This window comes from Pseudomonas lalucatii (assembly GCF_018398425.1).
Classification (GTDB): domain Bacteria; phylum Pseudomonadota; class Gammaproteobacteria; order Pseudomonadales; family Pseudomonadaceae; genus Aquipseudomonas; species Aquipseudomonas lalucatii.
The window spans coordinates 855,296-878,394 of the sequence record NZ_JADPMV010000001.1; the positions used below are offsets into that span (position 1 = coordinate 855,296).

The following is a 23,099-nucleotide window of genomic DNA, read 5'->3' on the forward strand; positions in this document are numbered from 1 at the left end:
AATTAGCGCCGCATCTTGCTCGCCGGCTCACCGCCGATACCGAAATGGTTCTTCGGCATCTCGGTGATGATTACCCGCACCCGTTCGATCGGCGCGTCCAGCGAACGTGACATGGCTTCACTGACTTCGCGGATCAGGGTTTCCTTCTGCTCGTCGCTGCGACCTTCGAGGATATACAGCTGGGCGATAGGCATGGACTAACTCCTACGATGAACGGCCGGCCCAGGGGCCGGCCGTATAAGGCTTAGATGAAGCGCGCAGACACCGAGCCGAGGCCCTGGTAGCGCACGGTGATGTTGTCGCCCGGCGCCACCGGCACGGCAGCGGTGATGCCGCCGGTCATGATGAAGGTGCCGGCCGGGATGTGTTCGCCGCGCTCGGCCAGCAGGTTGGCCAGCATCGCCACGCTGGACAGGGGATGGCCGAGCACCGCCGCGCCGGCGCCGAGCTCCACCACTTCGCCGTTCTTCTCCATGACCACCCCGAGGGTGCGCAGGTCGACCTCCTCCAGGCTGGCCATGCGCCCGCCGCTGATGAAGCGGGTCGAGGAGGCGTTGTCGGCGACCACGCTGATCAGGTCAAACTTGAAGTTCTCGTAGCGTGAGTCGATCACCTCGACAGTGGGAATCACGTAGTCGATCGCCGCAATCACGTCGCCAAGATGGCAGCCCGGGCCGTGCAGCGGCGCCTTGGTCACTACCGATATTTCTGCCTCGATCTTCGGGTGGATCAGCTTTGAGCAATCCACCACGCCGCCGTCCGGCACGCTGAAGTAGTCGGCGAGGAAGCCATAGATCGGCGTTTCCACCCCCATCTGCGCCATCTTCGCCCAAGAGGTCAGGCCCATCTTCAGGCCGACGATCTTGTTACCGCGAGCCTCCTTGCGCCTACGGATTTCCCACTGCACGTCGTAGGCGTCGGCGAAGGTCATCTCCGGGTAGTCGTTGGTCACCTTGCCGATGTCGTAGGCCTGCAGCTCGGCACTTTCGATGTGCTCGGCCAGGGCCAGCACCTGTTCGTGGGTCAGGGTACGGTTCATGCGCTCACCTTCTGTTGCTGACGGGCCCGGGCCATATCCAGGGCGAGGTCTTCGATCATGTCTTCCTGGCCACCGACGGTGCCGCGCCGTCCCAGTTCGACCAGGATGTCGCGGGCCGACACACCGTATTGCTTCTCGGCGCGCTGGGCGAACAGCAGGAACGAGCTGTAGACCCCGGCATAGCCCAGGGTCAGGGCATCGCGGTCGACGCGAATCGGCTGATCCATCATCGGCACCACCAGGTCCTCGGCGACGTCCATGATCTGGTACAGGTCGATGCCGGTCTCCACGCCCATGCGTTTGCACACCGCGACGAACACCTCCAGCGGCGTGTTGCCGGCGCCGGCGCCGAGGCCAGCGACCGAGCCGTCGATGCGCACGGCACCGGCCTCGATGGCGGCCAGCGAGTTGGCGATGGCCATGCCCATGTTGTGGTGGCCGTGGAAGCCAACCTCGGTGGCCGGGTTCAGTTCGGCGCGCAGCAGACCGATCTTCTCGCCGACTTCATCGGGCAGCATGTAACCGGCCGAGTCGGTGCAGTAAATGCAGTTGGCCCCATAGCTTTCCATCAGCTTGGCCTGTTCGAGAATTTTCTCGGCGCTGAGCATGTGCGCCATCATCAGGAAGCCGACGGTATCGACCCCCAGCTTGCGCGCCATGCCGATGTGTTGTTCGGATACGTCGGCCTCTGTGCAGTGGGTGGCGACGCGGATGGTCGAGACGCCGCAGTCCAGGGCCATCTTCAGGTGGTCGACGGTACCGATGCCAGGCAGCAGCAGAGCCGAGACCTTGGCCTGCTTGAGCTGCGGGATCACCGCGCGCAGGTACTCCTCGTCGCTGTGCGCCGGGAAGCCGTAGTTGATCGAACGACCACCGAGTCCGTCGCCGTGGGTGATTTCGATCAGCGGCATGCCGGCTCGATCGAGGCCGGTGGCGACCGCGACCATCTGGTCCAGGCTGATCTGGTGGCGCTTGGCGTGCATGCCGTCGCGCAGGCTCATGTCGTGCAGGATGACGTTCTTGCCGTGCAGGTTCATGGTGCTACTCCTCAGGCCAGCGCTAGGTCGCGACGGGGCAGTTGAATGGTGCCGGCGGCGATTTCCTCGGCGAACATCTCGCCGGTGCGCAGCGCGGCGGCAGTCATGATGTCGAGGTTGCCGGCGTACTTGGGCAGGTAGTCGCCCAGGCCTTCGACTTCCATGAAGATCGACACGCGGTTGCCGTCGAATACCGGACCGTTCTTCAGACGGTAGCCGGGCACGTACTTCTGCACCTCGGCGATCATCGCCTGGACCGAGGCAGTAATCGCGTCACGGTCCGGCTCGCCCTCGGTCAGGCAGTGAATGGTGTCGCGCATCATCAGCGGCGGCTCCGCCGGGTTGATGACGATGATCGCCTTGCCCTCCTTGGCCCCGCCAACCTGCTCGATGGCTCCGGCGGTGGTGCGGGTGAACTCGTCGATGTTCTTGCGGGTACCCGGGCCAACCGAGCGCGAGGAGACGGTGGCGACGATCTCGGCGTAGGCCACCGGCTGCACGCGGGATACCGCGGCCACCATGGGTATGGTGGCCTGGCCGCCGCAGGTGACCATGTTGACGTTCATCTCCAACTGACCAACGTGCTGCTTGAGATTGACCGGTGGCACGCAGTAGGGGCCGATAGCCGCCGGGGTCAGGTCGACCATCAACACGCCCAGCTCGTTGAGCTTGCGGCTGTTTTCGGCATGCACATAGGCCGAGGTGGCGTCGAAGGCGATGCGGATGTCGTCGTCCAGCACGTGGGGCAGCAGGCCGTCGACGCCTTCGGCTGTGGTTTTCATGCCGAATTCGCGGGCGCGCTTAAGGCCGTCGGAGGCAGGATCGATGCCGACCATCCACACCGGCTCGATCCACTCCGAGCGCAGCATCTTCATCACCAGATCGGTACCGATATTGCCGGGGCCGATAATGGCCGCCTTGAGTTTCTTGCTCATGGGTTCGTCCTCTGCTCGATCAGATGAAGCGCACCGAGGCGCTGCCGATGCCGCCGATCTCGACGCGCATGAAATCGCCGGCCTTGACCGGCTCCAGGGGTACCAGCGAACCGGAGAGGATCACTTCGCCGGCCTTCAGCGGGATGCCGAAACGACCCAGGGTGTTGGCCAGCCAGGCCACGCAGTTGACCGGCGACCCCAGGGCCGCGGCGCCGGCGCCGGTGCTGAGCAGCTGGCCGTTCTTCTCCACCAGCATGCCGCAGGTGACCAGGTCGACCTGGCGTGGCGACACCGCCGTGTCACCGAGCACGAACAGGCCGCAGGAGGCGTTGTCCGCCACGGTGTCCTCGATCTTGATTTTCCAGTCGCGGATGCGCGAATCGACTATCTCGAAGCAGGGCATCACGCACTCGGTGGCGGCCAGCACGTCGGCGTTGGTCACCCCGGGGCCGATCAGGTCCTTCTTGAGGATGAAGGCTATCTCGCCCTCGGCCTTGGGCTGCATCAGCCGCTGGCTGATCGGCATGGCTTCGCCGCTGTTGAACACCATGGCGTCGGTCAAGTAACCGAAGTCCGGCTGGTGCACGCCCAGCATGTTCTGCACCGCCTTGCTGGTGACGCCGATCTTCTTGCCGATGATCTTCTCGCCAGCGGCCAGCCGGCGTTCGAGCATGCGCAGGGAGATGTGGTAGGCGTCGTCGATGCCGATGGCGAAACCGCGTTCGGTCAGTGGCGCGACCGCCTCGCGGTTGAGCATCGCCTGGTACAGCTCGTCGCCGAGCTCGTTGATCAATATCTGGTCCATGCGTGTCTCTCTCTCAGGAAAGGGTGGGCGCCTCGGCGAGGAAATCCTCAACCAGGCGGGCGAAGCGGCCGGCGTGTTCGATCTGGGTCCAGTGGCCGCAGTGGCCGTAGATGTGCAATTGGGCGTTGGGAATCCAGTGGGCCAGGGTCAGCGAAGTCTCCAGCGGGATGATCCGGTCTTCGCGGCCATGCACCACCAGGGTCTGCTGGGACAATGCACGGATCGCCTGCTCGTCGCTACACAGCGCCTCGATCCAGCGCTGGCGCGGGGCCGGGAACATGGCGGCGAAGGACTCCTGGAACCCCGGGCGGATGCTCGCCTGGTAGCGCAGCTCGGCGAGGTCGTCGTTGACCAGGCCACGGTCACAGGCAAACAGGTCGAGCAGCGCACGCATGTTGGCCAGCGTCGGCGTGTAACCCCAGGCCGCGTCCAGGCCCGGAGTCAGCTCGAAGGGCACGCCGACGCTGCCCATCAGCACCAGCCGGCGTACCCGCTCTGGGTGCCGCACGGCCAGGGCCAGGGCAATGGCGCCGCCGAAGGAGTTGCCGACCAGATCGGCCTGGGCGATGCCCAGGGCATCCAGCACACCGAGGGCATGCAGCACCCAGGTGTCGAGGTTGTAGTGCGCATCCGCCGGGCGCTCGCTGTAGCCGAAGCCGAGCATGTCCGGCGCTAGCACCCGCCGCGTCTTGGCCAGCTCGGGCATGACCAGGCGCCAGTTGGCCCAGGCGGTGACGCCGGGGCCGGAGCCGTGGATCAGCAGCAGCGGAAAGCCACTGCCCTGCTCCAGCAGGTTGGTGCGCCAGCCGGCGGCGAGGATCTCGCGGCCCAGCTCGGGGCTAGGTTCCGGCGCCTGCGGGGGGGGCTTCAGGGATGCAGTCATGGCCACCTCAGAGTTTCACGCAGACGTTTTTCAGCTCGGTGTAGAACTCCAGCGAGTGCACACCCCCTTCACGGCCGATGCCCGACTGCTTGCTGCCGCCGAAGGCGGTGCGCAGGTCGCGCAGGAACCAGCTGTTGACCCAGACGATGCCGGCCTCGATCTGCCCGGCGACGCGGTGGGCGCGCGAGCCGTTCTCGGTCCAGATCGCCGATGCCAGGCCGTAGGGCAGGCTGTTGGCCAGTTCGATGGCCTCCTCTTCCGTGTCGAACGGGCGGATATGGCAGCAGGGCCCGAAGATCTCCTCGGTGACTACCGGCGAATCGTCGGCCAGTCCGGTCCAGATGGTCGGCTGCACCCAGGCGCCGCCGGCCAGGTGCGCCGGCATGTCCGGCACACCGCCGCCGGTGACGACAGTGGCGCCGTCATCGACTGCCTGCTGGTAATAGCTGAGGACTTTTTCGCGGTGCTTGAGGCTCACCAGCGGACCGAAGTTGCTGCTCGCATCGTCCGGCGGGCCGATCACCAGGCTCTCGGCGCCGGCCTTGAGTCGGGCGACGAACGCGTCGAAGATCGGCCGCTCGACAAACACCCGCTCGGTGCCCAGGCAGACCTGGCCGCAGTTGGCGAAGGCCGAGCGCAGGGTACCCTCGATGGCCTTGTCCAGATCGCAGTCGGCAAAGACGATGCCCGCGTTCTTGCCGCCCAGCTCCAGCGACACCTGACGCACGCCCTTGGCCGCGGCGCGCATGATCACCTCACCCGTGCCGGTCTCACCGGTGAAGGTGTAGGCGTCGACATCCGGATGCTCGGTGAGGAAGGCGCCGGCCGAGTCACCACCGAAGCCATGCACCACGTTGTACACGCCCGCCGGCACGCCAGCGGCCTGCATCACCTCGCCGAGCAGGGTGGCGGTCAGCGGGGTTTCCTCGGACGGCTTGACCACCACGGTATTGCCGCAGGCCAGGGCCGGGCCGACCTTCCAGGTCATCAGCAGCAGAGGCAGATTCCACGGGCTGATCACGCCGATCACCCCCTTGGGACGGCGCACCGCGTAGTTGAGCGCCCCAGCACCGTCCGGAGTGGCCATCTCGAAAGCTTCGTTGGCGACATTCTTCAGCAGGTCGGCGAACACCTTGAAGTTGGCCGCACCGCGCGGAATGTCGATGTGGCTGGCCAGGGATTTGGGCTTGCCGGTGTCCAGGCATTCGGCCTGGAGAAATTCGTCGAAGCGCGCCGTGATGCCATCGGCCACACGGTGCAGGATCTCCGCGCGCTCGGCCACGTTCATCTTGCCCCAAGGACCCTTGAGCGCGGCGCGGGCAGCCTTGACCGCGGCGTCGACCTCGGCACGCCCGGCCTCGTGGACATGCCCGATCAGCTGGCCGTCGGCTGGGTTGACGTCCTCGAAGGTGCGGCCGCTGGCCGAACCGACGAAGGCACCGTTAATGAAATGCTTGATCTCTTTCATATGCGCAATCTCTGCAATAAGTCGGGCCGGGCCTTCAGGTCAGCACGGTCAGGAAACGTTCGTTGAGTGCTCGGTCGTGGTAGAAAATGGCCTTGCCCAGGTCCTTGGCCAACCAGGTCACCGGCTTGTGATCGGAGTAGTTGTAATCACCACCGCAGAACACCTCGTTCCGGTTACCGGACGGGTCGAAGAAGTAGATGGTCTTGCCGTGGGTCAGGCCGTGACGGGTCGGCCCGATATCAATCGAGGTGTCGGTCATGGAGATCAGGTCGGCGGCACGCAGCACATCCTCCCAGGTCTCGAGGAAGAACGAGGCATGGTGGAACTTGCCCTTCTCGGCATGCTGGATGAAGGCCACGTCGTGGGCCTTGGTCGACAGGCTGAGAAACTGAGCGATCCGTGTGCCGTCGTCGTCGAGCACCTGCTCGGCCAGGTAGAAACCCAGCACCTCGGTGAACAGTTTGTAGGTCGCCTCCAGCTCGTCGCCGTACATCAGGCAGTGGTCGAAGCGCACCGCGCGCATGCCCTTGAGGTTACGTGGCCAAGCCTCGGGATTGACCTCCTCGATGCCCCACTTGCCGGTGTACTCCTTCTCGGCATAGAGCTCGAAGAAATGTCCGGACGGTGCCTGGAAGCGCACCCGCCGACCACAGCCTTTGAGTTCGCCAGCGGCGATGTTCTCGACTAGACAGCCAAAGTTGAGCAGGTCCTCGGTGAGGCGATTCAGGCTGTCCTCGTCGACCACCTTGAAACCCATGAAATCCATACCCGGCTCGGCGGCCTCGCGCAGCACCACCGAGAACTTGTCGACCTCGGTCCAGGCCTTCAGGTAGATGCGGCCCTGCTCGTCGCGATCCATCTCGATCAGGCCGAGCAGATCGCGGTAGTGGGCCAATGCACTCTCCAGGTTGAGCACCCGCAGTTGCACGTGACCGGGGCGTAGTACGCCTTTGTTCATGACGACACCTCTTGCTGGTTCTTGTTGTTGTGGTCGCCGGCGCCAGTTTGGCGCAGGCACTCGATGTTCAAGTCGGACCGCGGAAACACCTGGCAGGCCAAGGCCACCCCCTGGCTCGCCGCTTCATCCGGCACGTGTTTGCAGCTCATCTGGCCGCGCTGGTAGCTACCGCTGAGCACGCGCACCTTGCACAGACCGCAACCGCCGCCACGGCACCCCACCGGCACACAGCGCTTGCCTTGCTGCTCCATGGCCTGCAGCACCGATTGGCCTTCGGCACAGTGGAAGCGCTGGCCGCTGAACACTTCTTGCACCTCGTAGCTGGCGCTGTTCATCGCTCACCTCAGATGCGCTTGAACAGCGCCGAGCGCTGGCTATCCGCGGCGCCGTCGGCCGCAGTGAGAAAGCGCTCCATGAAAATGTCGCGCTCGAACAGGCGGCCCTGCATCAAGGTGCTGATGGCCGCGTCGATCATCGGCGGCGGCCCGCACAGGTAGGCCTTGTGCCCGCCGAAACGGCCATCGAAATGAGCCTTGGCGGCGTCATGCACGAAGCCCTTGAAGCCGCGCCAGCTGGGCTCGTCGTTGGCCTGGCTGAGCGCCGGCACATAGGTGAAATTGGCGTGCTCGCGGGCCAGGCCCTCGAACAGTTCGCGGTTGTACAGTTCGGCGACGTTGCGCGCGCCCTGGAACAGGGTGATCTGGCGGCTGTCGCCTCGTTCGAGCAAGTCGAGGATCATCGACTGCGGGCTGGACAAGCCCGAGCCGCCGGCGATGAAAATCAGGTCGCCCGGCTGCGAGCCGCGCACGAAGAACTGCCCATAGGGGCCGGACAGCTTCAGCCGCTCGCCGACCTTGAGCTGCTGATGGATATAGCCGGTGGCGGCTCCGCCCTCGACCAGGCGCACATGCAGTTCAACTTCGTCGGCTCGGCCCGGCGGGTTGGCCAGGGAGAAAGCCCGGCTGCCGTCGATGCCCGGCAGCTCGAGGTTGACGTATTGTCCGGACTGGAAGGCCATGGGCCGATCCAGGCGCAAATGCACGCCTTTGATGGTCGGCGACAGCTCGACGATGGCAGTGACGGTGGCGTGGAAATCCGCCACCGGATGGCCAAGGAAGTCGGGGTCGACATCGATGTCGGCCTCGATGGTCACGTCGCTTTGCACGGTGGCGCAGCAGGCCAACACCTTGCCCTCCTCGCGCTCGATGTCCATCAGGGCGAAGGGCGACGCGGCGCCAACCTCGACGTCGCCGTCCAGTACCTGCACCTTGCAGGTGGCACAGGTGCCATGGCCGCAGGCGAAGGGCAGCCACACGCCCTGACGCAGGGCAGCCTGAAGAATGGTCTGGCCCTCCTCCACTTCGATCACTTCGCCGGTCGGCTCGATGGTGACGTTGTAAGTCATGGTGCTCACCTCAACTCGCGGAGTTGCCCAAGCCATTCAGGCCGGGTGTTTGCAGTCGCAGCATGTCCTTGTGGCGCAGGCCGTTGGCGTCCAGGCTCGCGGTGAAATCCGGCACCCAGGGCTCATCGTTGAGCAACCAGACGCTGGCCGTGAAATCGACCCGGGCGGTATCCGGGTGAGCGGCCAAGGCTGGCCGCAGCACTTGCTCGCAGAACTCGGCGAAGCCCATGGCCGGGTTCACCGCCATGGCGAGCGGCGAACAGAACATCAGGTGGCGATCCCAGCCCAGGTACAGCAGGCGGTTGCCGTGGAAGTTGGCTTCGCGGTCGAGCGGGGCAAATTCATAAGCCCCGATGGCATTCACAGTCATGTCAGGTTCCTCTTGTTCTTGGTATGGGAAAGCGCGGGACGGTGCGGCCGTCCCGCGCCGGCTCAGCTCGCCTTGGGCAGGGGGGAGACGGCCGGACTCAGACCCTTCCACTGCAGCCAGCGCTGGTGCTCAGGCGAGCCGAGGTACTCGAAGTTGTCCTCGCCGATGTTGATGTTGTAGTAGTCGCGTACCACCGACTCGACGTCGCTACCGCCGCAGTTGCCCTGGTAGATCTGGTGCACCGGCAGCCAGGCCTGGACATACTTCTGCGGCTGGTTCTTGAAGATGTCGCAGCAGCCATCCGAGCAGAAGTGGTAGCGCTCGCCCTCGTGCACATGGCTGCGATGGCTGAGCTTGGTGGCGTCATCCGGCTCGGTGAAGATGGCCGGGATCTGGCACACCTGACACAGCTGCGGCAGGGTGTTGTTGTAGAAGCGCTCGCCCTTTTCCTGCTGCTCGCGCCAGAAGGTGAAACGCTCGCGGTAGTACCGGTCGAAGGTGTTCGGGTACTTGGCCGACAGCCAGTCCATCTCCTCGTCGCTGGGCATCCAGGTGTGGAAATTGGTGGCCTGGCTGTACTGGTAGAAGGTCGCCCAGGTCTGGTGGGAGACGTGCTCCTTGCCGATGGTCGTCTGCTCGACGTACTTCGGCGCGCGGATGCCGTAGCGCTCCAGGTCCTTGAACAGCGCGCCGCCCGCCTCCTCGAAGTAGACCTCCCAGGCTTCGGCCCAGGACATCACCTTGTTCGGCAGCATGTAGTCCATCATCATCCCGACCAGCGACAGCAGGCGGTTGCCACGCCAGAACCACTTGTCGATCCAGCCCTGAATGATCGGCACGTTGTCCTCGTGCTGCTCGAGCATGAACTTGATCACTTCCAGGCCCAGGGTCATGTGCCGGGCCTCGTCGGACTGCGCCGAGAAGCCGAAGGTGACGGTGGCCATGTCGCCGTTGTAGGCCGCGCCGGACATGAAAGGCACGAACAGCAGGTTGGTCAGCACGTACTCGAAGGAGAACGAGATGGCGGTTAGGAACTCGAACGGTCCGGCCGTGCGCGCATCGTCGAAGAACGACTTGGGCACCGAGTTGAACCACACGCGATCGTGCATGTGGGCAAAGTCATGCATGCCGTTGAAGTGCTTGTTGTAGTGACTCATCGCATGCACTTGCGTCTGCACGTGACGCAGCTCGTCGATCGCCTGCATCTGGCAGGCGACCCGCGCTCCGGCGCCGCTGAAATCCCGACCAACCCGAGCGAAGCCCTGGAACGCCTGGTATTCGCAGGGGCTGATGCCACCGAGGAAGAGTTTCAGCGCATTGACGTAGCGGGCATCGGAGATGGTCTGCTGGCCGTTGTTCTGGGCGAAGGCGTCGAGAATGGCGTAGAGCTTCTTCTCCTTCTCGGCCTGGTACTTCCAGTAGGCATCCATGGTCAGGCGGAAGGGGTCCTCCCACTTGTCCCAGTCGGTGATCTTGATGCCCTCGAAATCCTCGTGGGGGAAGATGTCCTTCTTGTCCTGGTAGCTAGGCTCCCAGTCGAGGTCGCGGGTGAGGTAGCGGTACTTTTCTTTGAGGCCGAGTTTTTTCTTGTTCGCGGTCATGGCTTGGCTCCTAGTTTTTCCACTCGAGAACGAAGGCGTCATCGTCCTCGTCGACGTTGCCGCCGATGGTGATCACGTCCAGCAGCATCTCCTGCACGTCCCAGGCGCGGCCGAGCCGCTCTTCCATGGTCTCGCGGCGGATCTGCAGACGGCCTTCTGCCTCGATGCGGATCATCGCCGGCTGGTGCTCGACCACCGCATGGGGGTTGTCATGGGTGATGCCATCCACCAGGTAGTGGGCGTTGTCGTTGTCCTGCAGGACGAGGTAAACGAGCGACATGGTCTGGATCCTTATTGAATGTTCAGGCCGAGCTTGCTCAGCCGGGCGAGGAAGTCCTGATGCACGCTGGCAAGTGCCTCGCCGCCGGCGCTGATCTCGGCCAGCGGTGCCTGCGCCTCGAGGGCACGGGCCAGCCAGTGGCCGATCCAGGCCTCGATCTGCAGACGATTGTTCTCGCTCTCGGCGGCCACGGTCTTGACCATGGCATCGACCCAGCGGCTGCTCTCGGCGTGCCACTGGCGCATGAACTCGGTGAGCATGCCGACATCGCCGGCGCCTTCGGCGCTCAGGGTCTCGTCGAACTTCTGGTAAATCAGCGGAAACAGCAGGCCATCGCTGACCAGGTTCTGGGCCAGGCTCAGCTCGAACCAGTCTTTGATCACGAAACTGTCCTCGACATAGCGGCGCAGGCCCTGCCAGACGGGATCGTCGAGCCATAGCTGTTTGCCCTGTTCCAGCGCCGCAGTGCCGCCGCCATCGAGTAACAGACCGATGCGCGACAGGTACTGGGCGATGCCCAGGCGGTCCATGGCGGTGTAGATATGCATCTGCACCACGGTGGTCGCGCAGCCGTCGGCGGCGATGCCGCTGTTATTCATGTTGGCGCCCAGCTCGGCATGGCGCAGCGGCACCAGCACCCGCAGGATGCGCGCCCGCTGTTCGTCGCTTAGGCGCGCCAGCAGCTCGCGCTTCTCGCAGAATGCATATTCGTGCTCGGTGGTTTCCTGCATGCGTGCGCGGGTCTGCACGTAACTGCCGTAGTAGTACTGGCGCGGATCGCTGACCGCATACCAGTCGCGCATCACCAGGCAGGTGCGGCTGACATCATTGAGCTGCTTGTCCGGCTGCCACTGCGGGCGGTAATGGAAGTTGCTGGTGGCGGCAATGTCGTAGCTGGCCTCCTGATAGCGGCTGGCCGGCTTGTCACCGAAGCGTCTGCGGATATGGCTGAACGTCTGGCGGATCGGTGCCACCGTGTTCGTTTTGATTTCTATGCTCATTTCGACCGTACCTGTTGTTGTTGTGTGTGGCTGCCGTGGGCAATGCCTTAGTCCTGTCGACTCGGCATGCGGCCGCCTGCCTCACCGAAACGCCACTTGACCATGTCGTCATCGACCGCTTGGGCCATCGCCTGGTCCATCACCACCACGCGGTTGTGCTGGCAGAACTGGGTGAACGCCGCTTGCGGCAGAACCAGCTCGACGAACAGATCTGGGCAACCGATGGCGAAGTCGAACTCGACGAAGCGCGCACCTGGCTCGCTGCGCACCCGGATGTAACGCGTCATGTCTTCAAAGCGGGGTTCAAGCGTGTTCATGTTCGGGCCATCTCCCTTGGTGGCGGGTGACAGGCCTATCGCAACGGCTGTGCCAAGTCCTCCATAAAAATTACAAGCTATTGTTTTATAAGACTTTATTCTTAAATACAGGCAATGAAAGGCGCACGCCAGAGAGGGTGATGGCCAAGCCGACGAGGGATCTATTGATGATTTGATCAAACGCCACGGGCCGGCTTGAGCAAATGCTCAGGCACCCGACAGGAGACAATGGGGAGCGGGCCAGGCGAGGCCCATTTCATCAATTGGTGACTTCCACCAGCGCCAGGATCTGGCTATGGTGACTGTCGAGTCGAGCCACGAGGCGCTGGCCTAGAGCCCGCCCGCCAACCATCCAGGCCTTTGCATCGCAGAAGGATGCAGGGGTACGCAGCTTGCTAACCGGCAACCTCAACCCCGTCAGAAATTGGATGGAAACCTGGTCACCGCTTCGACGTGGTTCTCCCCATACAAAAACAATCAGGGGCCTTTGGCCATGGCAATCAGCTACAAGCCACAACTGCAACAATCGGACTTTCAGGACCTGAGCAAACAGATCCGCTTTCAAAGCATGGAAGGCAAGATCTGGCTCGGCGAGCAGCGCATGTTGCTGCTACAGGTCTCGGCCATGGCCGGCTTTCGCCGCGAGCTGGTAAGCATCCTCGGCGTCGAGCGGGCCAAGGGTTTCTTCCTGCGCCTGGGTTACCAGTCTGGCCTGCGCGATGCCGAGCTGGCGCGCAAGCTGCGACCGCATTGCAGCGAGCTGGATATCTTTCTCGCTGGCCCACAGCTGCATTCGCTCAAGGGCATGGTCAAGGCGGTCCCCACCGAGGTGGATGTCGATATCGAGGCCGGACGCTTCCACGTCGAGGTGGAGTGGGTCGACTCCTTCGAGGTGGAAATTTGCCAGAACGAACTGGGAACTATGGACGGTCCGGTGTGCTGGACCCTGCTCGGCTATGCCTGCAGCTACTCGTCCTCGTTCATGGGGCGCGAGGTGATCTTCAAGGAGATCACCTGCCGTGGTTGTGGCCACGACAAGTGCCGGATCGTCGGTAAGCTGGCCGAAGATTGGGACGACGCCGAGACGTTCAAGCAGTATTTCAAGAGCGATCCGATCATCGAGGAACTCTACGAGCTGCAGTCGCAACTGGCCTCGCTGCGCACCAGCCTGCAGCGCCAGGAAGGCCAGTACTACGGCATCGGCCAGTCCCTGGCCTACACCAAGGTCTGCCAGATGATCGACAAGGCCGCCCAAGGCAAGGTCTCGGTGCTGTTACTCGGCGAAAGCGGTGTCGGCAAGGAGGTGATTGCGCGCAGCGTGCACCTGCGCAGCGCCCGCGCCGAGCAGCCGTTCGTCGCAGTCAACTGTGCCGCCATTGCACCGGACCTGATCGAGGCCGAGCTGTTCGGCGTCGAGAAAGGCGCCTTTACCGGTGCACTGCAGTCGCGCATGGGCCGTTTCGAACGGGCCAACCAGGGCACCATCTTCCTCGACGAAGTGATCGAGCTGAGTGCGCGGGCCCAGGCCACCCTGCTGCGCGTGCTGCAGGAGGGCGAGCTGGAGCGGGTCGGCGACAACCGCACGCGCAAGGTCGACGTACGGGTAATCGCCGCCACCAACGAAAGCCTCAGCGAAGCGGTCAAGGCGGGCAAGTTCCGCGCCGACCTGTACTACCGGCTCAATGTGTTCCCGGTGAGTATCCCGCCCCTGCGCGAACGCCTGGAGGATATCCCGCTGCTGGTGGAGCATTTCCTCAAGCGCTTCCACAGCGAATACAGCAAGAAGACCCTGGGACTTTCCGATAAAGCCATGGAGGCCTGCATGCACTACCCCTGGCCGGGAAATATCCGCGAACTGGAGAACGTCATAGAGCGCGGCATCATCCTCACCGAAAGCAACGAGAGCATCGGCCTCGAGGCACTGTTTCCGCAGTTGCAGCTGGAAGAATTGATGGAGAGCCGACTTGCGAGCGACGGCACCTTGCTGCAACCGGCGGCCGAACAGAGCTGGATCGAGCAGGTGTTGGGTTCGGGCCTGAGCCTGGACGCCATTGAAGAGCAGTTGATGCGCGAAGCCATGCAGCGTTCGGGCAACAATGTTTCCGGCGCGGCGCGCACACTCGGACTGACCCGCCCTGCCCTGGCTTACCGATTGAAGAAGATCGGCATCGAGGCCTGAGACGCGGGGAAAGACTCGCGGCAACCGCGCCAATCACGGCTACCGCCAGGCGCCTCGACGCCTCAATCCTTCAGCTTTTCCAGACGATAGGCCAACTGAGCGCGGCTCAGGCCAAGGAGCCGCGCAGCTTTCGAGACGTTACCCGAGGTTTTGCTTATCGCCGTACGCAGCAACCTGATCTCAAATTGTTCGAGATCGAAATCCTCACTGAGTAGCGCTTCGCATAAAGCATCCGAGTCGTTCTCCGGGCTCGTCGAGACTGGTTTCAAGTGACCCGTCGGGTCGATCCGCTCCAGCGGCTGGCCGGCCTCTGCCAGCGACGGGAACAGCGCCGGTAGATCGATCAACTGGTTGTTGTCGGTGAGGATGACGCCGCGCTCGACCATGTTCTCCAGCTCGCGGATATTACCCGGCCAGTTGTATTCCATCAGCGCGCGCATGGCCTTGTCCGACGTCCCCGGGATACGCTTGTTGTAGAGCGCTTGGTATTTGCCGAGAAAATGCTCGATCAACAGCGGGATATCGTCCTTGCGCTCACGCAACGCCGGGATATGCACCGGATAGATATTCAGGCGGTAGAACAAATCGGCGCGGAACTTGCCCGTCTTGACCGCCTCGCCGAGGTTCTCGTTGCTGGCAGCGACCACCCGGACATCCACGCGCCGCACTTCACTGCCGCCGACGCGCTCCAGCTCGCCCTCCTGTAGCACCCGCAACAGACTGGCCTGGGCACGCGGCGTCAGCTCCACCACCTCATCAAGAAACAAGGTGCCGCCGTGGGCCCGCTCGAACTTGCCCTCGCGGCTGGCATGCGCACCGGTAAAGGCGCCCTTCTCCACCCCGAACAGTTCCGCCTCGATCAAATCGGCTGGAATACAGGCGCAATTCACCGCGATAAACGGCTGCCGCGCCCGCGCCGAACTCAGGTGCAGCCCCTTGGCGAAGATCTCCTTGCCCACCCCGGTTTCGCCCTGCAGCAGCACGGTAACCGGGCCTTGGGCCGCACGCTGAAGCAACTGGCAGGCATGCCGGAAACTGGTCGAGCGCCCCACCGAATTGGCAACCAGATCGTCATGCTCAGCGGTCTGCCGCACGCTGTCCTGTAGCTGGCTAAACTGACTCTGCAGCGACAGCAACTCGTCGGCCATGGCGTCCGGCAGCAAAACCCGCTCGAGCTCTTCGCGATCGTCCCATTGCTCGGCAGGTTTGCCGACGATGCGACAGCGCTGGGCGCCGCAGCCCAGGCACTCGACCTCCTTGTAGAAGATCTTGTGGCCCATGTAGTAGGTGGTGAAGCCACTGGCATAGCCGGTCAACAACCAGCACACGGGCTCACTGACCGGGCCGAACTCCTGCAGATGGAGTTCCGCCTCATAGGCATCGAACCACTCGAACTCGGCGTAAAACGCGCCGCTGCCGACGTCGAAGTCCAGCTGCAAGGGTTTGACGTTGACCATCCCCTTGATCAGCGCCAGTTGCGGGCCAGCAAAGAAGGCATCGGCGGTGGACAGTTCGGGGCGCAACTTGCGGGCCAACTCGGCGTCCCGCCATCCTGAGAGGTAGCCGAGGCGCGTCAACAGGCTACGCGCACGGTTGCTACCCAGCGTCTTGATCAGCTCCCTGCGCAAGTTGGCGAACAGGCTGCTGTGCGTCAACAACATGCGCTGCTCATGCAGCCAGATCTTACCGTGCTCGGTATCGAAGCTGATCTGGTCGATCAGGTCCCGGTTGGTCGGGAAATGGGGGTCAGCATTACGGGCCATTTTTATCCTTTCTTATCGTGGCCGAACAAAGGAACTGCAGCTGTACTCAATATCGTGTACCCCATCATGCCGCAGTCCTTTCGGCAGTGCCAATAGCGCGACTGGTACCCGTCGGCGACTTGCTCATTTGCGCTAGTGACTTACGAAAATCATGAAATCGGCTCGCTTTGAAGTCCCTTCCAGATCTCCTAGAACCCTCCTCTCTTCATTTATTTCACATTAGTTATCAATGATTTGAAGTCAATCTCCAGCGCCTTGTAAAGGCTGGCATAGGCGTTGCTCTTGCCCTGCCAACAACAATAAAAAACCCAGAGGTGAAACCATGGCTATCGATGCCGCCAGCACAGCTTTCCTCGGCCAACTGGCCGAGCAGAACACCAAGCCCTTTCATAAGATGGAGCCAGACGAGGCGCGCCAGTTCATGGCCGGGCTGCGCGAGGTGATCGGCAGCGGACCGGACATGCACAGGATCGAGGAAACCATCCTCGGGCAAGGAGCCCAGCGTTTTCGTGTCCGCGTACTCATCCCCGATGCCAGCCCGAGGGGCGTGATCGTCTACTACCACGGCGGCGGTTGGGTGTTGATGTCGATAGACGACCACGACACCTTGGGTCGCTGCATCGCCGCGGAAACCGGCTGCAGCGTGGTGTTGGTGGATTACCGGCTGGCCCCCGAGCATCGCTATCCCGCCGCCGTCGAGGATGCCTGGCTGGCGCTGAACTGGGCCGCAGCCCAGCGCCAGGCGCTGACGGGTGCTGCCGATGCCCCACTGATCGTGGCCGGCGACAGTGCCGGCGGTAACCTTGCCGCGGTGGTCGCCCAGCGCGCAGCACGCAGCGGAGAACCGCAACTGGCACAGCAGGTGCTGATCTACCCGGTCACCCAGCCCGATCTGCACGCCCCGGGTTATCTCGACCCTGGCAACCAAGGCCTGCTCAGCCAGAAAGACATGCAATGGTTCTGGGATCACTACCTGCCGGATCGCAGCCGCCGCCAGGAGACGGATGCCTCCCCCCTGCTGACGGGCGATCTGCGCCGACTGCCGCCGACTGTACTGATCACTGCCGAGCACGACGTCTTGCGCGATGAAGGCGAAGCCTATGCCCTGAAGCTGTCGGAGGCTGGTGTAGCCGTCAGCTGGAAACGCTTTGCCGGGCAAATACATGGCTTCTTCACCCTGCTCAATATCTTGCCGGCCAGCCTGTCCGGGCGTGCTTTCGTCGTCGAGCAGATTATCCGTCAACTGCAAGCGAATGACTCGACATCCGCACCGCTGATGGCGCAGCCACCCTCCGCAAGCGCCGAACACGGCGCTCAATCGTCTCGCGCCGCAGACCGCAGCAACTGAACCCAGGCCCACTACAAGGACAATAAAAATGAGCTCACTCACCGTTACCTTGCACCGCCTCAGCCTTGCCGTGCTCTGCAGCTTCGCCCCCTTGCTGGCGTTGGCCAGCGAAAACGGCGCAACCAACTGGCCGCTGGGGGTCAATACGGTAATTCCGGGGCTGCTGCCGCCACCAGGCGCCACCGAACTGTATGGCTATACCGTTTACTATTCGGCAGACACCCTCAAGGGCAACGATGGCGAATCCGTGCCCATCGATTTCGATCTGGAGGTGTTTGCCCAGGCTTTTCGCGTGGTGCATACCTGGGACATACAGACCGACGCCGGGGTGAAATTCAGCAGCGGCGCCATCCTCTCAGGCGGCCGAAACTCACTGAAAATAGCCGACTTCGGTATCGACGAGCACAAGACCGGCTTCAACCAGCTGTATCTCACCCCGTTGTACCTGACGTGGTCACCGACCCCCGAGTTGCACCTGTTGACGGGGTTCAGTGCCTTCATTCCGCTGGGTGACTACGATCGCAATGACCCGATCAATACCACCAGCAACTATGCCTCCTACGTTCAGGAGTTTGGCCTCACCTGGTTTCCGACCCCGCAATGGGAGTTCTCGGTGTCACCCACGCTGAGCTTCAATGCCGAGAACAGCGACACCGATTACCAATCTGGCAACCTGTTCAATGTCGATTACAACATCGGCTACCGCTTCCCTGCAGCACCGCAATGGCAAGTAGGGCTCGCAGGCCACTACACCAAGCAGTTCAGTGACGACCAACTGGACGGGCACGACATACCGGGAGGCAACCGCCTGAGCAAGTTCGCCATCGGCCCGCAAGTGTTCTACTCATTCGACCAGGCGACTGGTGTTGCCTTCAAGTGGTTGCATGAGACCTCGGTGAAGAACGGGCCCAAGGGCCATTCACTGTGGTTTCAGTTCGCCATCCCCCTCTGACGTCTGCCGGGTCGCTAGCGCCAGGCGGCATGGTGCGGAGTGCTGCAGCCTGGCCGCGGCGTAACCCCTCACTGGTCGTGCGCTTGCGCACGCTGCTTTGGGTTACGCCGCGCTCGGCAAACGCGCCGTTGGCCGACACACGGCCTGCGCCGCTCCCCCAACTGCCTGCCGACGGCACAGCCTTCGCGCCAGCCCTGCGAATAAGCCACTGCCGCAGCCAGTGCAGTCAGGTGACCGTCGTCGAGACACAGGTCATCCTCTCGCTCGAGCATCCGTTAGCCGATCCTCAAGCGCCCTCCCCGAGCGCTCGTCCATAGGCCAACGCCCATTTGCTGCAACGCTTCAGGCAACCAGCCGTCCCGAGTCACCACGCGCCAGCAGCCTCGACAGCAAACGCAGGCCCATGTTCAGTGCCGCCAATGGATGCACAAGATAGCTGCGCACCTGGTCGCTACGGTGCTCGCCATACCGGCACCAGTTGCAGAAATGCTCGCAGTTATTGGTCAGCAGCCGATAACGGCATTCGCCAATCCGCGACCGAGCCCTGCCAACTGCTTCTTTGCCGTCGAAGCGGGGAGCCGCGCGATAGCGAATCCAGACCGGATTGTCCGCGGCGAACTGTGTGAGCGACACTTCCTCGACCGGCCCCGCATGCAGCGACCCACTGAGCCCGGCGTAATGCACCACCCGGCGATTCCCCACGTAGATACCGTGGTGAAAATAGCCCGTACGCGAGGTTATCAAATGGGCACCCAGCGGCGGCTCCGCACCACCATTGCAATCCCAACGTGCATGCAGCACAGCCTGCGGTGCATTTTTCTGTGGTTGTGGGTGAGTGCTGTTCATGACCGCCTCCAACTTGCCACCTCCTTGCCTGTGCGGTTGAGCAAGAATGTGGCCTGTGTTGCCAAAGTCCGTGCATCAACCGCGCCAGATGCGCCAATGGCCTGTTTATGCGGGGTTGGCGCATGGGCGACGGCACGGTCGCGGGGCAGCGTTAGGCAAATGATGAAAGCGCCCTGCGGCGTTGGCGAAAATCATCAAGCGCGGCTTGAGTGGCAGTGACTGGCTCCAGCGAGCGAAGACAAAAAACCCGTTGCCGGTTAACCGGCAACGGGTTTGGGTGGTGCCCTGGTGACGCGTTGTTAATCGACTAACGCGGCGTCCGACTTCTGCCGGGCGCTGTTGTGCGCATGCCCCGCCGTCAGGGTGAAACCCTGGTAACCCTTGGCCACTACCTCATTGCAGATCTGCTTGTACTGTTTTCCTCCCCCCAGATAGACCAGAAAGACCCGCGGTTTCCCCGGAATATTTGCCCCGAGGTACCAGGAGTCGGCCTTGGGCAACAGGGTCGAATCGGCAATCTCCTTGACGTGGGCAATCCACTGATCCTCGTACTCGGTGTTGGCCTCGATAGTCTGCAAACCGTTGCGGTTCATGTGCTCGATGCAGTCGGAAATCCATTCGCAATGCTGTTCGATGCCCAGCGGCATGTTGAACAGCACCGAGGGACTTTGCGGGCCGGTAATCATGAACATGTTGGGGAATCCGTGGGTCGCCAGCCCCAGATAGGTACGCGGTCCGGCAGACCAGCGATCCTGCAGCGACTGACCATTGCGCCCGCGAATATCCATCTTGAACATCGAGCCGGTAAAGGCATCGAAGCCAGTGGCATAGACCAGGCAGTCGAGCTCGTATTCAGCGCTGGCAGTACGCAGGCCGGTCGCGGTGATCTCCTCGATAGGCGCCCGCTTGATATCCGCCAAGGTGACGTTGTCGCGATTAAAGGTCTCGTAATAACCCGTCTCGCAAGGCTGACGTTTGGTGCCATAGGCCTGCCCGACCGGTGGGCACAGCAACTCGGCCACAGCAGGATCGCGCACTTTCTCACGGATCTTGGCGCGGACGAATTCGGCAGCCGTTTCGTTGGCCTCCCGATTGAACAGGATGTCCCCGTAACTGCCGATCCACAGACTGAAACCGCCATCGTTCCAACAGGTAGCGTAGTGCGCCTCACGTTGCGCCTGGCTGTCGTCGAGCGCCGAGGGCTTCAACTTGTCGAAGGGAACACCGGCAAATGATTCCCAGGCCGCGTCCCTGACCTCACGATAGTTGGCCTTGACCTGACGATCGATGTCGGCATTCATGGGCTCATTGACCAGGGGCGCGGCATAGTTCGGGGTGCGCTGGAAGACCGTGAGATGGGCCGCTTCCTCGGCGATCAGCGGTATGGCCTGCATGGCGGTGGCGCCAGTGCCGATGATGCCGACGCGCTTACCAGTGAAGTCGACCCCGTCCTTGGGCCAGTGGCCGGTGAAGTACGTCTTGCCCTTGAAGCTGCCGTGGCCCTTGAACTGCGGGATATTCGCCGAGGACAGGGTCCCCACCGCCAGCACCAAGTACTTGGCCCGTACCCGCCGGCCGGTATCGGTTTCGACATCCCAGCACTGGCTGGCTTCGTCATACACCGCAGCAGTCACTCGGGTCTTGAACTGGATGTCGCGCAGCAGATCGAACTTGTTGGCCACGTAATTGAGGTAGCTGAGGATTTCCGGCTGGGCTGCGTACTTCTCAGACCAGGTCCACTCCTGCTGCAGCTCCTCGGAAAACGAATAGGAATAATGGTGGCTGGGAATATCGCAGCGCGCGCCAGGATAGCGATTCCAATACCAGGTACCCCCCACGCCGTCCGCAGATTCGAAAACCTCTGCTTTAAGGCCGAGCTGGTCACGCAGGCGATGCAACATGTAGAGCCCGGCGAAGCCGGCGCCAACAACGATGGCGTCGACTTGGTTAAGCGATCCGGTGTCAGTATTTACTTGTGTATTTAAGGACATGCTCACTACCTCTTATTGTTGTTAGCCGTTTGTTTGCTTGCTGCTTGATACGCGATATCACTCGCCTATTAGCTATCTGGTTTTCCACCATTACTCAGGCGCTTGCAGATACCATCGGCAAGCTCTGAGGCTGAGCGGCCAAAGGCATCTTCTGGCGGATCGACTTGGCTATAACAAGCTTCATGCCAAGACCCAAAAACAAAAAAAACCTATACAAGTCAACCAATTACAAAAAAACAAACAACAGCTTCACGCGCCCTGATGTGTCCGCAGTGCTTAAAATGATTAATTTTCTCGGATGAATTTACGGAAATCATGAATCCGCTTGCACGACAAACCTAGAGCCTTGGTTTTATCTCAAAGCGGATTCATAGGGCGCCAAGGAGGTGCTGACTTTTTCAGTCATCAAGCAAACGCTCAGTGGTAAAGCCAAAGCACTAGAGCAAGAAAAGCATGTCGCCCAGACCTGTTAAAAAATTGCGAATTTAATAAAGCGCCATGTGCGCAGTTAACCAACAACCGCCCCCAAATGACCGCAAGGATGCGCCCCCAGCAGCCAGGCGAATATGTGCCCAACAACCGCGCCAAGCCAATGCCACGGGGCTGCCGCGGCCCATCAATAAGGCCAGGTGATGCGCAAGCGGCGTACGCCCTGCGGCCCCATCGACTGACACTTCACCAAATGGACAAGCCGCCTGGCAGTTTTACTATTTGCTCAATCGCAGCTCATACAGCACGAGGCTGTTACACGGCCACGTCGCGCTGACGGATTTTTATAAAAATAAATATTAATCAATAACTTAACCTAGAAAATATTCGCGCATCCGGAGTTGGCACAGGCGTTGCTCTAGGGTCATCAACCGCTGCAAGACAACAACAATCCAAGTGGTGACCCGCAATGAGCTTCACTCCCAAGCCGCGTAACGGCCTTACCCGCGCTATTGCCATTCCATGTCCAGCACGCTCCACCCTCGCACTGTTTCTGCTACCCGTGCTGTTGGCCGGCTGCGAGGCCGAACTGAATCTCGCGGGGGTCGGCGAGGCCACCCGCCACGCCAACCTGCGCACCGACCACTACCAGGCGCTGGCCAGCAACTCGACAGCAAGCGTGTTGGTTGGCAACGATGGCGTGATCCTGATCAGCCAGGATCAGGGCTCCACCTGGCAGCGCCGACAATTGCCCGGGCAGCCAGCCCTGATCGATGTGGATGCCTGCCCGGATGGCAGCTTCATCGCCCTCAGCTTCGACAATCAGCTTTGGCACAGCGCCGATCAGGGATTGAGCTGGAATGCCAGGGCGCTGCCAACCCAGGAGCAGATGCTCACCGCGACATGCGCGCCCGACGGTGCCTGGTGGGCGGCTGGCGGCTTCACCACCTTGCTCGAAAGCCGGGACCAGGGCACCAACTGGGATGAAACCAGCCTGGACGAAGACGCCATGCTGACCACCCTGCAGTTCCTCGACGCCGAGCAGGCCGTGGTCACCGGCGAGTTCGGCCTGGTCTTCAGCAGCCGCGACGGCGGGCAGAGCTGGCAAGCCGGCGGCAACCTGCCGGACGAGTTCTACCCTCACGCCAGTCACTTCGTCAGTCTCAACGAGGGCTGGGTCGGCGGCCTCAATGGTTTTATCTACCACACCGTCGACGGCGGGCAAAACTGGAAACGCCAGGCCACCCCATCCGCCGCGCCGATCTTCAACCTCAGCGCCAACCGCGACGGTCTGTTCGCCATCGGCGATCACAGCAGCGTGCTGCGTTTATCCGGCGAGCGCTGGCAGGCACTGCCCACGCCGAGTGCGCCGGTTTACCTGCGTGCCGCCAGCAGCAGCGACGACCATCGCCTGACCGTGGCCGGCGGCCGCGGCCTGCTGCTCAACCTCGACACCCGTCCGGCCCTGGCCGTCCAGGCTCAGTGAGGCTTT

22 protein-coding genes are annotated in these 23,099 nt (G+C 62.3%); 4 read left to right on the plus strand and 18 right to left on the minus strand.

Features of this window, described 5'->3' with window-relative positions; all coding sequences use genetic code 11:
- Positions 1 to 2: 2 nt before the first annotated feature.
- The 15 genes from I0D00_RS03635 to I0D00_RS03705 all read right to left on the minus strand — a co-directional run bounded on the left by I0D00_RS03635 (position 3) and on the right by I0D00_RS03705 (position 12,099).
- Entirely contained in the window at positions 3 to 194 is a 192-nt protein-coding gene (locus tag I0D00_RS03635) for a 2-hydroxymuconate tautomerase (RefSeq protein ID WP_213638388.1), read from the minus strand.
- 50 nt (positions 195 to 244) lie between these two features.
- Positions 245 to 1,039 carry a 2-oxo-3-hexenedioate decarboxylase gene (dmpH, locus tag I0D00_RS03640; RefSeq protein WP_213638389.1) on the minus strand — a complete coding sequence of 265 codons (795 nt, stop codon included), beginning with the start codon at positions 1,037 to 1,039 and terminating at the stop codon, positions 245 to 247.
- The gene (gene dmpG / locus I0D00_RS03645) at positions 1,036 to 2,076 is read right to left on the minus strand and encodes a 4-hydroxy-2-oxovalerate aldolase (RefSeq protein WP_213638390.1); all 1,041 of its coding nucleotides are present in this window, start codon (positions 2,074 to 2,076) and stop codon (positions 1,036 to 1,038) included. The genes dmpH and dmpG overlap by 4 nt, the downstream gene beginning before the upstream one ends.
- 11 nt (positions 2,077 to 2,087) lie before the next feature.
- Complete coding sequence (locus I0D00_RS03650) at positions 2,088 to 3,011, minus strand: acetaldehyde dehydrogenase (acetylating) (protein ID WP_213638391.1); 924 nt, start codon at positions 3,009 to 3,011, stop codon at positions 2,088 to 2,090.
- A gap of 19 nt (positions 3,012 to 3,030) precedes the next feature.
- On the minus strand, positions 3,031 to 3,816 hold the full coding sequence (gene dmpE, locus I0D00_RS03655) for a 2-oxopent-4-enoate hydratase (protein ID WP_213638392.1): 786 nt from the start codon (positions 3,814 to 3,816) through the stop codon (positions 3,031 to 3,033).
- A gap of 13 nt (positions 3,817 to 3,829) precedes the next feature.
- Positions 3,830 to 4,699 carry an alpha/beta fold hydrolase gene (locus I0D00_RS03660; protein WP_213638393.1) on the minus strand — a complete coding sequence of 290 codons (870 nt, stop codon included), beginning with the start codon at positions 4,697 to 4,699 and terminating at the stop codon, positions 3,830 to 3,832.
- Positions 4,700 to 4,706: 7 nt separating this feature from the next.
- On the minus strand, positions 4,707 to 6,167 hold the full coding sequence (locus I0D00_RS03665) for a 2-hydroxymuconic semialdehyde dehydrogenase (RefSeq protein ID WP_213638394.1): 1,461 nt from the start codon (positions 6,165 to 6,167) through the stop codon (positions 4,707 to 4,709).
- Between the two features lie 34 nt (positions 6,168 to 6,201).
- Positions 6,202 to 7,125 carry a catechol 2,3-dioxygenase gene (locus tag I0D00_RS03670; protein ID WP_213638395.1) on the minus strand — a complete coding sequence of 308 codons (924 nt, stop codon included), beginning with the start codon at positions 7,123 to 7,125 and terminating at the stop codon, positions 6,202 to 6,204.
- Positions 7,122 to 7,460, minus strand: coding sequence for a 2Fe-2S iron-sulfur cluster binding domain-containing protein (locus tag I0D00_RS03675; protein ID WP_213638396.1), 339 nt, complete (start codon positions 7,458 to 7,460; stop codon positions 7,122 to 7,124). Before I0D00_RS03675 ends, I0D00_RS03670 begins: the two co-directional genes overlap by 4 nt.
- Positions 7,461 to 7,468: 8 nt before the next feature.
- On the minus strand, positions 7,469 to 8,530 hold the full coding sequence (locus I0D00_RS03680) for an NADH:ubiquinone reductase (Na(+)-transporting) subunit F (protein WP_213638397.1): 1,062 nt from the start codon (positions 8,528 to 8,530) through the stop codon (positions 7,469 to 7,471).
- Between the two features lie 10 nt (positions 8,531 to 8,540).
- Positions 8,541 to 8,900 (minus strand): phenol hydroxylase subunit P4, encoded by a 360-nt coding sequence (locus I0D00_RS03685; protein WP_213638398.1) that lies wholly within the window; start codon positions 8,898 to 8,900, stop codon positions 8,541 to 8,543.
- A 62-nt stretch (positions 8,901 to 8,962) separates the two neighbouring features.
- The gene (locus I0D00_RS03690; protein WP_213638399.1) at positions 8,963 to 10,501 is read right to left on the minus strand and encodes an aromatic/alkene/methane monooxygenase hydroxylase/oxygenase subunit alpha; all 1,539 of its coding nucleotides are present in this window, start codon (positions 10,499 to 10,501) and stop codon (positions 8,963 to 8,965) included.
- 10 nt (positions 10,502 to 10,511) lie between these two features.
- Positions 10,512 to 10,781, minus strand: coding sequence for an MmoB/DmpM family protein (locus I0D00_RS03695; RefSeq protein ID WP_213638400.1), 270 nt, complete (start codon positions 10,779 to 10,781; stop codon positions 10,512 to 10,514).
- Positions 10,782 to 10,792: 11 nt separating this feature from the next.
- A complete protein-coding gene (locus I0D00_RS03700) occupies positions 10,793 to 11,782 on the minus strand; it encodes an aromatic/alkene monooxygenase hydroxylase subunit beta (RefSeq protein ID WP_213638401.1) in 990 nt (329 codons plus the stop codon).
- A gap of 47 nt (positions 11,783 to 11,829) precedes the next feature.
- Complete coding sequence (locus I0D00_RS03705; protein ID WP_213638402.1) at positions 11,830 to 12,099, minus strand: phenol hydroxylase subunit; 270 nt, start codon at positions 12,097 to 12,099, stop codon at positions 11,830 to 11,832.
- A 493-nt stretch (positions 12,100 to 12,592) separates the two neighbouring features.
- On the opposite strand from I0D00_RS03705, the gene I0D00_RS03710 reads away from it, so the two are divergent.
- The gene (locus tag I0D00_RS03710) at positions 12,593 to 14,278 is read left to right on the plus strand and encodes a sigma-54-dependent Fis family transcriptional regulator (RefSeq protein WP_213638403.1); all 1,686 of its coding nucleotides are present in this window, start codon (positions 12,593 to 12,595) and stop codon (positions 14,276 to 14,278) included.
- 62 nt (positions 14,279 to 14,340) lie between these two features.
- Here the strand turns inward: I0D00_RS03710 and I0D00_RS03715 are convergent, their stop codons facing one another.
- Entirely contained in the window at positions 14,341 to 16,041 is a 1,701-nt protein-coding gene (locus tag I0D00_RS03715) for a sigma-54-dependent Fis family transcriptional regulator (protein ID WP_213638404.1), read from the minus strand.
- 322 nt (positions 16,042 to 16,363) lie between these two features.
- On the opposite strand from I0D00_RS03715, the gene I0D00_RS03720 reads away from it, so the two are divergent.
- Entirely contained in the window at positions 16,364 to 17,389 is a 1,026-nt protein-coding gene (locus tag I0D00_RS03720) for an alpha/beta hydrolase (protein WP_213638405.1), read from the plus strand.
- Positions 17,390 to 17,417: 28 nt separating this feature from the next.
- Positions 17,418 to 18,341, plus strand: coding sequence for a SphA family protein (locus I0D00_RS03725; RefSeq protein WP_213638406.1), 924 nt, complete (start codon positions 17,418 to 17,420; stop codon positions 18,339 to 18,341).
- Positions 18,342 to 18,683: 342 nt separating this feature from the next.
- Here I0D00_RS03725 and I0D00_RS03730 read toward each other — a convergent pair whose 3' ends face one another.
- Complete coding sequence (locus I0D00_RS03730; protein WP_213638407.1) at positions 18,684 to 19,187, minus strand: lecithin retinol acyltransferase family protein; 504 nt, start codon at positions 19,185 to 19,187, stop codon at positions 18,684 to 18,686.
- A gap of 299 nt (positions 19,188 to 19,486) precedes the next feature.
- Positions 19,487 to 21,178 carry a flavin-containing monooxygenase gene (locus I0D00_RS03735; protein WP_213638408.1) on the minus strand — a complete coding sequence of 564 codons (1,692 nt, stop codon included), beginning with the start codon at positions 21,176 to 21,178 and terminating at the stop codon, positions 19,487 to 19,489.
- A gap of 898 nt (positions 21,179 to 22,076) precedes the next feature.
- Between I0D00_RS03735 and I0D00_RS03740 the strand changes: the two genes are divergently transcribed.
- Positions 22,077 to 23,093, plus strand: a complete 1,017-nt coding sequence (locus I0D00_RS03740; RefSeq protein WP_213638409.1) for a WD40/YVTN/BNR-like repeat-containing protein — start codon at positions 22,077 to 22,079, stop codon at positions 23,091 to 23,093.
- Positions 23,094 to 23,099: the final 6 nt, after the last annotated feature.